The 11,151-nt window shown below is 36.5% G+C and carries 13 protein-coding genes and 1 pseudogene; 8 read left to right on the top strand and 6 right to left on the bottom strand.

What is annotated here, in order from left to right:
* Positions 1-63 precede the first annotated feature (63 nt).
* Both L1275_RS10730 and L1275_RS10725 read left to right on the top strand, forming a co-directional pair.
* Positions 64-993 (top strand): type IX secretion system membrane protein PorP/SprF, encoded by a 930-nt coding sequence (locus L1275_RS10730; protein ID WP_253472715.1) that lies wholly within the window; start codon positions 64-66, stop codon positions 991-993.
* Between the two features lie 12 nt (positions 994-1,005).
* Complete coding sequence (locus L1275_RS10725) at positions 1,006-2,946, top strand: OmpA family protein (RefSeq protein WP_253472712.1); 1,941 nt, start codon at positions 1,006-1,008, stop codon at positions 2,944-2,946.
* Between the two features lie 76 nt (positions 2,947-3,022).
* Here the strand turns inward: L1275_RS10725 and L1275_RS10720 are convergent, their stop codons facing one another.
* The 6 genes and pseudogenes from L1275_RS10720 to L1275_RS10695 all read right to left on the bottom strand — a co-directional run bounded on the left by L1275_RS10720 (position 3,023) and on the right by L1275_RS10695 (position 7,426).
* Complete coding sequence (locus L1275_RS10720; RefSeq protein ID WP_253472709.1) at positions 3,023-3,745, bottom strand: SDR family oxidoreductase; 723 nt, start codon at positions 3,743-3,745, stop codon at positions 3,023-3,025.
* Positions 3,746-3,863: 118 nt separating this feature from the next.
* A complete protein-coding gene (locus L1275_RS10715) occupies positions 3,864-4,544 on the bottom strand; it encodes a hypothetical protein (RefSeq protein WP_253472706.1) in 681 nt (226 codons plus the stop codon).
* A gap of 249 nt (positions 4,545-4,793) precedes the next feature.
* Positions 4,794-5,228, bottom strand: coding sequence for an META domain-containing protein (locus L1275_RS10710; protein WP_253472703.1), 435 nt, complete (start codon positions 5,226-5,228; stop codon positions 4,794-4,796).
* 231 nt (positions 5,229-5,459) lie between these two features.
* The gene (locus tag L1275_RS10705; protein WP_253472936.1) at positions 5,460-6,335 is read right to left on the bottom strand and encodes a pirin family protein; all 876 of its coding nucleotides are present in this window, start codon (positions 6,333-6,335) and stop codon (positions 5,460-5,462) included.
* Positions 6,336-6,380: 45 nt separating this feature from the next.
* Positions 6,381-6,629: pseudogene (locus L1275_RS10700) on the bottom strand (GNAT family N-acetyltransferase); the annotation flags it as partial.
* A gap of 200 nt (positions 6,630-6,829) precedes the next feature.
* Positions 6,830-7,426: a Crp/Fnr family transcriptional regulator gene (locus L1275_RS10695; protein WP_253472701.1), complete on the bottom strand. Its 597-nt coding sequence runs from the start codon at positions 7,424-7,426 to the stop codon at positions 6,830-6,832.
* 246 nt (positions 7,427-7,672) lie between these two features.
* Between L1275_RS10695 and L1275_RS10690 the strand changes: the two genes are divergently transcribed.
* From L1275_RS10690 to L1275_RS10665, 6 genes are all read left to right on the top strand, one after another.
* The gene (locus tag L1275_RS10690; RefSeq protein ID WP_253472698.1) at positions 7,673-8,254 is read left to right on the top strand and encodes a YdeI family protein; all 582 of its coding nucleotides are present in this window, start codon (positions 7,673-7,675) and stop codon (positions 8,252-8,254) included.
* A complete protein-coding gene (locus L1275_RS10685) occupies positions 8,241-8,666 on the top strand; it encodes a DUF1801 domain-containing protein (RefSeq protein WP_253472695.1) in 426 nt (141 codons plus the stop codon). The genes L1275_RS10690 and L1275_RS10685 overlap by 14 nt, the downstream gene beginning before the upstream one ends.
* A gap of 71 nt (positions 8,667-8,737) precedes the next feature.
* Positions 8,738-9,193 (top strand): DUF1569 domain-containing protein, encoded by a 456-nt coding sequence (locus tag L1275_RS10680; RefSeq protein ID WP_253472692.1) that lies wholly within the window; start codon positions 8,738-8,740, stop codon positions 9,191-9,193.
* Between the two features lie 95 nt (positions 9,194-9,288).
* Positions 9,289-9,777: a DUF4199 domain-containing protein gene (locus L1275_RS10675; protein WP_253472689.1), complete on the top strand. Its 489-nt coding sequence runs from the start codon at positions 9,289-9,291 to the stop codon at positions 9,775-9,777.
* 15 nt (positions 9,778-9,792) lie between these two features.
* Positions 9,793-10,641: an SRPBCC domain-containing protein gene (locus L1275_RS10670; protein WP_253472686.1), complete on the top strand. Its 849-nt coding sequence runs from the start codon at positions 9,793-9,795 to the stop codon at positions 10,639-10,641.
* Positions 10,642-10,668: 27 nt separating this feature from the next.
* Positions 10,669-11,100, top strand: coding sequence for a VOC family protein (locus L1275_RS10665; protein ID WP_253472683.1), 432 nt, complete (start codon positions 10,669-10,671; stop codon positions 11,098-11,100).
* Positions 11,101-11,151: the final 51 nt, after the last annotated feature.

The following is an 11,151-nucleotide window of genomic DNA, read 5'->3' as shown; positions in this document are numbered from 1 at the left end:
TTCCCCCTAATTTTAAGAGGGAAGGAAACTTCCCTCTTTTATAAAAACACAAATATTTAAAAGATGAAAATTAAAGATAAATTACAGCAATTACTCCTTGTTGCAACTTGTATTGGTACCACAACTGCTTTTGCACAACAAGATCCGCAGTATACACAATATATGTACAACATGATGACCATTAACCCTGCATATACGGGGTCGACGGGAGCTTTAGAAGGAATTCTATCGCACCGTTCGCAATGGGTAGGAATGGATGGTGCTCCAAGTACTCAAACCCTGTCGATACATAGTCCTTTGGGCAATGAACGTTTGGGATTGGGTTTTAATGTAATCAACGATAAAGCCGGACCGGCAACAGAAACCTACTTTGAGGGTAATTTTTCTTACAGTATTCCCACAGGCGTAAGCTCTAAATTGGCATTCGGTTTAAAAGCCGGTGCACATTTGATGAGTACGGATTGGAGTAAAGGAAAATATTATGATCAAACGGATATCAAGTTTCAAGAAAACATAGATAGTAAATTTTCTCCGCGTTTAGGAGCGGGATTCTTGCTTTATGATGACAATTGGTATGTTGGTGGATCAGTTCCGAATTTTTTGAAATCCGATCATTATCAAGACGACAAGGAGATCATGGTAACGAATGAATACCATTATTATTTGATGGGGGGATATGTGTTTGACTTAAGCCAGAGTTTAAAACTTAAACCGGCTTTCTTAGCCCGTGCTGTAAAAGGAGCACCTTTAACAGTGGATCTATCAGCTAACTTATTGATTCAAGAGATCTTTACTATAGGAGCTTCCTACCGTTGGGATGATTCTGTAAGCGCTTTAGCGGCTTTTCAGATCCTACCGCAATTGATGGTGGGCTATTCTTATGATTATTCAACAACCGATTTCCAGAAGTATAATAAGGGATCGCATGAATTGGTTTTAAGATATCAAATGGGTAAAAAATATGTAAAAACCAAATCGCCTAGATTCTTCTAAAAAACAAATAATATGAGAAAAATTTATACCTTAATTTTTGTTTTGGTTGCTACTTTAGGGTGGGCACAAAATAAGAATTTGAATAAAGCTAAAGAGCTTTTTGAAGCAATGCGTTATAAGGAGGCTGCCGTGATGTATAATACCCATCTCGAAAACCATTCCGAGCCAACAGCTGCTTTGTTAAAAAATGCTGCTGATGCTAACTTTTATGTTCAAGACAGCAAACATGCCTTGAAATGGTACGAAAGACTGTATGCCCTAAAAGGGGAACAACTGTCTGAAGTTGAATTTTTGAGATACCAACAAAGTTTACGCGGAACAGAAAACTACGCTAAGGCAGACGAATTAGTGAAAATTCATTTGCGTCAGAAGGGACAATCAAAACAAATTGATGCATTTAACGCACAGCGTAAGTATAATGACAGTCTTTCAAAAACGGCATCCCTATACACCATAAAAAACCTAGCGATCAATTCGAGTAAATCGGATTTTGGAGCGGCTTTTTATGCGGATAAGGTGATCTATGCATCTTCTAAAGATACGACCCAAGTAAATTCTAAATTGTATTCGTGGAATCAACAACCGTTTTTGTCGTTATATGCTGCTGATCGCAATGCTGCAGACGGTTCATTATTTCGTGAACAGCATGTTTTCCCAGAGATACGCTCTGCTTTTCACGAAGCAACAGTAGCTTTTAGTCCGGATTATAAAACGATTTACTATACGACTAATACAACCAATGCAAAGCATAAACCCTTAAAAGACAATAAGGGATTTACCAATTTGCAGATTATTAAAGGCAGTGTTGAAAACGGTAAAATCGTAAAGACACAAAAAATAGCGATCAATAATATTGACTATTCAGTTGGACATCCTGCTGTTAGTCCGGATGGTAAATGGCTGTTTTTCGTATCTGATATGCCTGGAGGTTATGGAGAAACGGATATCTATGTTGCGGAAATCAAAGCAGACGGTGATGTTCAAAATCCAGTAAATTTAGGAGCCAATATCAATACGGTTGGTCGTGATATGTTTCCATTTTTTGTAGGGGATCGTTTGTTTTTTGCATCAGAAGGGCATTATGGCTTTGGTGGTCTAGATATCTACATGGCTATGGATCTTGGAAAATTGAATTTTGGAACAGCTAAAAATTTAGGTTCTCCAATCAATTCCAATGCCGATGATTTTGGATTTATTATGGATTCAAAATTAGCCTATGGTTACTTTTCGTCTAATCGTATAGGTGGACAAGGTGATGATGATATTTACAGTTTTACTAAGGCTCCTGATGTTTGTCTAGAGATTATTAGTGGTGTGGTTACTACAGCTAAAAGCGGTTTACCGCTTGAAGGAGCTATAATTAAAGCTTATGATGAATTTGATGATTATATCGGAACGGTTCAAAGCGATGCTCAAGGTAAATATGCCATAACGGTGCCATGTGGTTCAAAAGTTCGTATCGAAGCATCAAAAGCCAATCATTCGACGGAACAACAAATGGTACCTTTAACAGCCAAACACGGTAAGGAAACACCGAATATTAATTTTGCTTTGGTCAACTATGCTGACTTGATTAAAATTGAAGACAAACAAGAAAAAATTGACATCAATCCAATCTTCTTTGATTTTGATAAGGCTGATATTACACCCCAAGGAAGTATTGAATTAGATCGCGTGATTTATGCGATGACTAAATTTCCGAATCTAAAAATCAAAATTGAATCGCATACCGATTCTAGAGGTAAGGATGCTTATAATTTGCGCTTGTCTGATGCGCGTGCCAAGTCAACGCAACAGTATATCATTTCGAAAGGAATCGATTCTAGTCGTATTTTAAGTGCGATAGGATATGGTGAAACCCGTTTGAGAAACAAATGTAAAAATGGCGTAAAATGTACAGAAGAAGAACATTTTGCTAACCGTAGATCAGACTTTATTATTATAGAGAAATAAAAAAAATAGTGCTTTGTTATATGTTAGAGGCCTTTCCAGTTTTATATTGGAAGGGCCTCTTTTTTTAACTGAAGGGTTAGACGTTGAGATCACGCATCGCAGGCATATTGATTTCCTTGACACAAGTCGCAATGGATGTGGAAATTATAAAGCGAATGGCATTTAAAACATCTGGAATGGGTATCAATTGCCCTTGTGTTGCTTTAATAATCAAATCGACATCGGTTATATCTTCAAATTCAGTGGCTAAATATCCCAGGTTTAATACACTAACGCCAATGTGGTCTGCTCTAAGATTTTCCCTTAAGGCATGAGTAATTCCTCTTAATGCAAATTTAGATGCAGAAAAAGTAACCTCTTTTCCTTGGTGATTGTCCAACCCCCATGTTGAGCCAATTAGGATAATTTTAGCGTTAGGCGATCTTTTTAGGTTATCGAGTAAAGCTTGTATCGCAAGTATACAAGAGGTAATGTTGGTGTTGATCATTGCAGTGATTTCTAAGGCACTGTTGTCTGCAAATCGATATTCTTCATCAAAGGCATTGTGTTCCCAGATTCCTACATTGTAAATCAATATATCAATGGAATCTTCATTTATAGTGTTTTTAATGATAGAGATAGCCTCGGTAGGGCGCGCTAAGTCCGCAGCGATCCAATGGAGATTAGGCTGCGTTTCTATGTAACTGGGTTTACTTCTGGAAATCCCATACACCTTATCGGTTGACTTGGGTAGTTGTTGTACAATAGCCTTACCCAAGCCTTTGCTTACGCCGTAGATAATATAGTTTTTTGAACTCATGTTGCCAAGATTTTAAGGTATGTGTTTTAACTTATAGCAGCAAAGATAAACAGTAATGCGTCACAAAAAGTTTTTGATACCATAGTACTAGAGCTCATAGTGCTTAGTAGCGAATTTATTAAGGTATGAGCGCGTCATTAGTTGTTGTAATGTGCGCTTTTTTTCTCGCAGCACTTGCGATTCCTTTCTCCATAGAATGTTGTAGTATGGTATTGATTTTATTGAAATCAATTTCTTTGTCTTTTTCAGGATAGAGTTCTGTTTTGAGCAGTGCGATAATGGAAAAGTATTCTTCGGTTAAGATGGCATAATATTGTTTAAAAGCCGGTGTATCGTCATTGGATTGATTTTGTAAATGTTTGTTTGCTTCTAGTAGGCGAGCGGTATGTTCGAGGATTTTATCGAATACATCTACAGAAGTGTGCATCTGAAGGTATCCGAATTCGAATACGAAGTCCTGCAGATTAATGGAGCCGGGCGTAGTTGTTTTTTTGGTGTCGAGATGAATTCTAAAATCCTGATCTTGTAGAATATGGTTGAATTTGGAAAGAAAGTCGAAGTAGACCTCCTGTTTTTTTTCAAAAACCCGAAGATGAATTTCACGTTTTTCCTCACTTTTGGTCTGTCCCTGTAAAAGTAAAACCGTAATAATAGCAGTGATAACCACTCCGAGTAAAGCACCAAAAACTTGCGTTGGAAGCGTTCCCAATTCAAATATTTCAAAAAACACCGCACTACCGATAAATAATAGCGTGAAAACCAAAGTACCCACTCGTACCCAATCAATTTTTTTAATCATGTTTAATCATTTACAAGTTATATTCCGTTAAAAGGTATGGTCGAGCAATAAAGAAATTAAAGATTAATAACTTATAAAACATACAATTAACGAATTTTAATTCACAATAGCAAAGGCTAAAGTTGAAATGATATAAGATCCTTCAACTGCTCATATTAGTCGCGAATCTATAGTTGAAATCAATAAAAAAGGTTACCTCACTGTGGAGGTAACCTAGAAATTTTTTATGCAATAATTAAGTTGTAGTTCTTATTTGTCTACTTTTTTAAATCTCATCATTGGGATGTCTTTCATTTTTAAATTTAGTTTACCATCCTGATCAATAGAATAAGAGTCTATTTGTATAATGGTTTTTAAAAATGTTTGCTCTCCACCACCTTCACAGTGCATCATGGTGCTTATTCCATGTTCTCCAAAAGTAAGGGATTGATCTTTTAAGGTGTAAGAAGTACTGTAACCGTTACAACCTGAATTTCCAGAAATTCTGTTTGAATCTTTGTCAAACTTGATTACCGGTTTTTTGTCGGGAAATAACCCCTCAAATGCAATACGTGGACCAGAAATATATTCTAGTTCCCAAGTGGCGTCATAAAGATCGGCTGATTTTTTAGTGTTTTTCATAGTCGAACAAGATGTAATGAATAAGGCTAAAACTGAAACGAATAATAATAAGTGGTTTTTCATAAAAAAAGGATTTAAGCCTCTAAATTATAAATTTTTTAGTAAAATACATAGAAGTTAGCCTTTTATTTTATTAATCGAGCTGTGGTATTATTAGTAAGTTGTTAAGGGTTTTAATACTAAAGCCTTCATTTCGATGGCAATAACGAATGCAAATAGCCACTAAACTACCTGTTTTGTAGCATAGTGGCTATATTTTAGTAAAACTCAAACAGCTTATTAAGCTTTGTTTATTTATTCTAGGAAACCGAATTTACCCATATTGACATCGTTAAAGGCTTGAATGATTTCTTCCTGTGTATTCATTACAAAGGGACCATGAGATACTATAGGTTCGTCAATAGGTTCTCCACTTAAGATTAATACGATGGCATCTTCAGAGGCTTTTACAACAAATTCTTCACCTTCGTTGGCGAACAAAAGAAAATTATCCTGCATCACATTTTCCGAATCATTTACTCGGATACTGCCTTCTATGACTAAGAGCGCTGTGTTGAAATGTGCTGGAAAACTAAATGTCGCTGAGGCATCTTTTTTCAGTTTTGCATTAAATAAATGCACGCTAGTGAACGTAGAAGCGGCTCCGACGGTTCCGTTGTATTCTCCTGCAATAACCTCAATAATACCGTCGTTATTTGGTAATTGGTGTTTTGATATTTCACTATTTAAGATCCCTTGGTATTTTGGTTTGGACATCTTATCCTTTGCAGGTAGATTGACCCAAAGTTGTACCATCTGAAAATCACCACCCTCTTTACTAAATTGTTGTTCGTGGTATTCTTTATGTAAAATACCCGATGCTGCAGTCATCCATTGTACATCTCCTTCTCCAATAACACCGCTATTTCCCGAACTGTCGTGGTGAGCGACTTTTCCTTTGTAGGCAATAGTCACGGTTTCAAAACCTCGATGCGGATGTACGCCAACTCCTCTTAATTCGTTAGTTGGTGGAAAATAATATTTAGAATTGTAGTCCATCATGATAAACGGACTCATACGCTCCATACTCATTCCTCGTCCATAAGGAATAAAGTTATGTACTCTAAATCCATCTCCAACCATATGTGCTGGAGGTGGTGCTAATACAGCTTCTATTTTTTTAGTTTTCATAATCGTTTTTTTGTTGTGAAATAAAGAATTGCTTTGATATTCCGGATGTTTGTTGATGTAAGCGTTGATATAAGGGCAGTAGGGTTTGACCTTAAGTTGATGTTCTTGTGCATAATCCAGTACGTATTTGGCAATATAGGCGGCAAGGCCTTTTCCTGCCAATTCATCGGGTACTTCAGTATGGGTATAAGCAATGCCTCCTTCAAACAATTCGTATTGTTCAAAGGCCACTTTTCCATCTAAGTGAATTTCAAAGCGCTTGTCTGTTTTGTTGTGTATGACAGTATATTCCATGTTGTTGTTTTTTAGTACAGTAAAATTAGTGACTATACAAGCCAAAACACTTGATCTATGGTAAGAAATACCGGTTTAGAAACAGTGATATTCATCGTATATTATTTACACGATGGAAGGAAAAGAAAAAATAGATGGTTTTGTTTTCGTAAGAGGACTACCAAAGAAACAATTGGGATTCCACGAGATTAGAAATAGACTTAGTTATTGAAATTTTTAAGCGCCAGTTGTTTTCTTACTCTACTTAGGCTTTCGGGAGTAATACCGAGGTAAGACGCAATCATGTGTAAGGGCAAACGCAAAGTGAGTAAACGATGAGATTCAATAAAGTCTAAATATTTTTGTTCAGCAGTGGCACTGAGTAGATAATTAATTCTCTTCTGCATCTGTCGGATATTTTTCTGTAAAGCTAGGGTGTTAAAACGGCTGTAGTTTTTCGATATTTCTTCCAATTTTGATAGGAACGCTTTTTCGATATATACCACTTCAGTATCTTCGATGGCATCGATAAATAATTGTGAGGGTTCGTCAAAATAAAAACTACTTCGATCAGCGATCCACCAGTTTTCAGAAGCAAATTGAATGATGTGTTCTTTTCCCATTTCGTCAACGGTATACGAACGCAGCAATCCTTTGCATACAAAAAATGATCTGTGGCATACCTGCTCTTGTTCGAGTAAAACACTGCCTTTTTTTACGCGAAGTGAATAAGTCAGCGGTTCTAATTCTTTATACTGTTCCTCCGTGACATCGGTATTGGTCAATATATATGTTTTTAAATTTCCTAGCTTCGTCATTAAATGTCTTTTGATCGTGGGGGTTTATACAAATATAGTCAATTTAAAATTTTAATGTAATCAAACTAAAGTCTTTGTCGTTGTACTATGTTTATCAAAAATAATTTATAATTAATAATTTGACAAACACTTGTGTTGTTAAGTACATTATCTTTATTTTACAGGAGATGAAATCGTATTAGTAATACTATTTTATCGCTCTCGAAGAGTTCGAGAACAAACAGCTATAAACAGAGCGTATTAAATATGGAAAGTAATTCGCAATGGACCGAAGAGTTGAATCGTATTTCGAAGATTCTTGACAATGCTCCATTAGTTAAAACGATTAAATGGGGCTCAGAAGTTTTTACCTATCAAGGTCGAAATGTAGTCAGTTATGGCGGGTTTAAAAAATATTTTGCCCTGTGGTTTTACAACGGCGTTTTTCTTCAAGATCCATATGGGGTATTGATCAACGCCCAAGAAGGCAAAACCAAGTCATTGCGACAATGGCGCATGATCCAAATCGACGAAATGGATGCGATTAAGATTAGGGAATATATTAAGGAGGCCATAGAAATCGAAGAAAAGGGACTTAAAATCAAAACTGTAGTTCAGCAGGCATCGCAATCAGCGTTGCTGGAGGATGTTTTAGATAAAGAGGTATCCTTACGCCTGGCATTTGATACGCTAAGTCTGGCTAAGCAAAGAGAGTACAGCTCATACATAGAAGAAGCCAAGTTAGAAAAAACGAAACTGTCGCGAATAGAAAAAATCATACCGATGATTCTAAAAGGTGGGGGATTAAACGACAAGTATAAAATAAACTATAAAGATGGCCAAGAATAAAACGGTAGTAACGGATATCAACGTCGAAAGTTTTGTCAATTCGTTTACTGACACAGCACAAAGGCGAGAGGATAGTTTGCAATTGATCAAATTGATGCAACAGATAACGGGCTTTGAACCCAAAATGTGGGGCCCAACGATTATTGGTTTTGGGAGCTATCACTATAAGTATGATAGTGGGCATGAGGGGGAAGCTCCACTGGTCGGTTTTTCCCCACGCAAAGCGGCAATTTCACTATATGTCTTTACGGGATTGGAAGAGCATCAACACTTACTTGAAAAACTCGGAAAATTTAAAAGGGGAAAAGCCTGTATTTACATCAATAAGTTAGCCGATATCGATACAGATCAACTCGAGTTATTAATACGTGAAACCTTGGGTTTTTTAGCAGCAAAATATACCGTTAATTAGGAGTATGCTCCATTTCTTTTATAGGAATCAATTATTAATTTTTAAACAATCAATGGTACTCCATTCATAAAATGAAAAATATATTTAATAAGGAGGTTACCGATGAGGTAATCCATCGAATTAACCGCTTGGAAAATGACACTAAGCCCTTATGGGGAACCATGAACGTTGCACAGATGTTATCCCATTGTAACGTGAGTTATGAATTGGTTTATGAAGACGGTTTTCCAAAACCCGGCACTTTTAAGAAATTGTTGTTAACGTGGTTTGTAAAACAGGCTGTTGTCAGTGAAAAACCTTATAAAAAAAACGGACCTACTGCTCCTGAGTTTATCATCAAGGAGACTAAGGATTTTTATATTGAAAAGCAGCGGTTAATTAACTATATCATCAAAACTCAAGAATTGGGAGAAAACTATTTCGAAGGAAAACAGTCACATTCTTTTGGACGACTAAAAGCCGTAGAATGGAACAATATGTTTTACAAACACTTAGATCATCATCTAACACAATTTGGGATTGACTAATTGCGTTGTCATTCTAGAGAATCTGTGATGAACTGGTCATAGAAGAGGCTTTAAATACCGAGATACCATGTGGAATAACATTTAGATAAAGAAGTATGAAAAGAATTGCAATCGAAATCAAATGGGCTTTGATTTTTACTATAATGGGTTTGGTGTGGATGGTATTGGAGAAAATTTGTGGTTTGCACAGTGTTTATATAGATTACCACCTCTACTTGACTAATCTTTTTGCGATTCCTGCCATTTGGGTCATGGTTTTAGCGCTTAAAGACAAAAAAAATAAATTTTATCACGGACAGATAACTTATAAACAAGGCTTGATTTCTGGAGTAATAGTATCGCTTTTTATAGCGGTCTTAAGTCCTGTTGCTCAGTGGATCACATCCTATGTAATTACACCGGAATATTTCCCTAACGTAATTAAGCGATCGGTAGAACTGGGATATTATCAAACGACGGCCTTAGCAGAAGCGCAGTTTAATTTTCAAAACTATTCCAAGCAAGGAGCCATTGGCGCTTTTATTATGGGAGTAGTGACAACAGCGGTTGCAATGATTTTTATAAAGAGTAAAAACACGATTTAAAACACGATAAAAGTTATGGTAACATCAGAGATGATCATTAAAGCACCGACATCAGTAATATGGCAAGCATTAACCGATCGAGATCAAATGAGGGAATGGTATTTTGATATCGCTGATTTTAAATTAGAACTTGGAGAAACCTTTAATTTCTATGAGCCTGGAGAGGCGAGGCAATATCATCATCAATGTATTATAAAGGGCATTGAGCCCAATCAGAAATTTTCGCATACTTGGACACATCCCAGCCATAGTAAGGGAGAGAGCCTGTTGACTTGGACCTTAGAAGATCTTGGAGATGCGACCAAGGTAAGTTTACAACATCAGGGTTTGGAAAATTTTGCAGATGCAGGACCGGGATTTGAACCGGAAAACTATCAAAAGGGTTGGGATGGTTATATGGCGATTTTAAAAAACTTTGTATATGGTATCCGCAAACAAACTTTTACAATTGAAATCAATGCGACTGCAGAAAAGGTATGGCAGGTGCTCTTTAACGATCAAACCTATAGAGCTTGGACAGGAGCTTTTTGCCAAGGATCGTACTATACAGGTGCGTTAAAACCGGCAAGTCGAATTCATTTCTTATCGGCAACTGGTAGCGGAATGTTTTCTGATGTTATATTTTGTACGCCCAATCAAAGTGTGTATTTCCAGCATTTGGGAGAGCTTAAAGATTTTAAAGAATTGCCGATAGATGAAGCAACTGAAAAGTGGTCCGGATCTTTTGAAAATTATATTTTAACTGAGCAAGGAGGTAAAACGACTTTGCAGGTTGAAATTGATTTAACGGCTGATCATATTGATTATTTTAAAGAAGCTTTTCCTAAAGGTTTAAACACCGTTAAAGAATTAGCGGAAAAATAGATAGTAAACACGATAAAACAAAATTATATGGCAACAACAAACACTTATTTAAACTTTGATGGAAATTGTGAAGAGGCATTTCTCTTTTATAAGTCCGTTTTTGGAGGAGAATTTAATTATATCGGTAGATTTGGAGAAATGCCGGCAAGCGATGACTATAAGGTCGCTGATTCAGATAAGAATAAAATCATGCATGTATCATTGCCAATAGGTACCTCTATTTTGATGGGTAGTGATTGTGGCGGTGATTGGGCGCCGAGCTTTGTTCACGGGAATAACTTTTCAGTTTCCGTATCCGCAGATACTAAAGAAGAGGCTGATCAGATTTTTAAGGCACTCGCTGAAGGTGGGAAAGTAACCATGCCTTTAGAAAATACTTTTTGGGGCGATTATTTCGGTATGTTGACCGATAAGTTTAACATCAATTGGATGATGAGTTACGACGAAAAAAGCAAGTAATCTCTAATAATTCTTTAATTTATAGATGGACATGATTCGCGCATTTGCAGC

This window comes from Flavobacterium sp. HSC-61S13 (genome assembly GCF_024171535.1).
GTDB lineage: Bacteria > Bacteroidota > Bacteroidia > Flavobacteriales > Flavobacteriaceae > Flavobacterium.
Note: the sequence above shows the minus strand (reverse complement) of the source record. Positions and strands in the feature narration are given on the sequence as shown.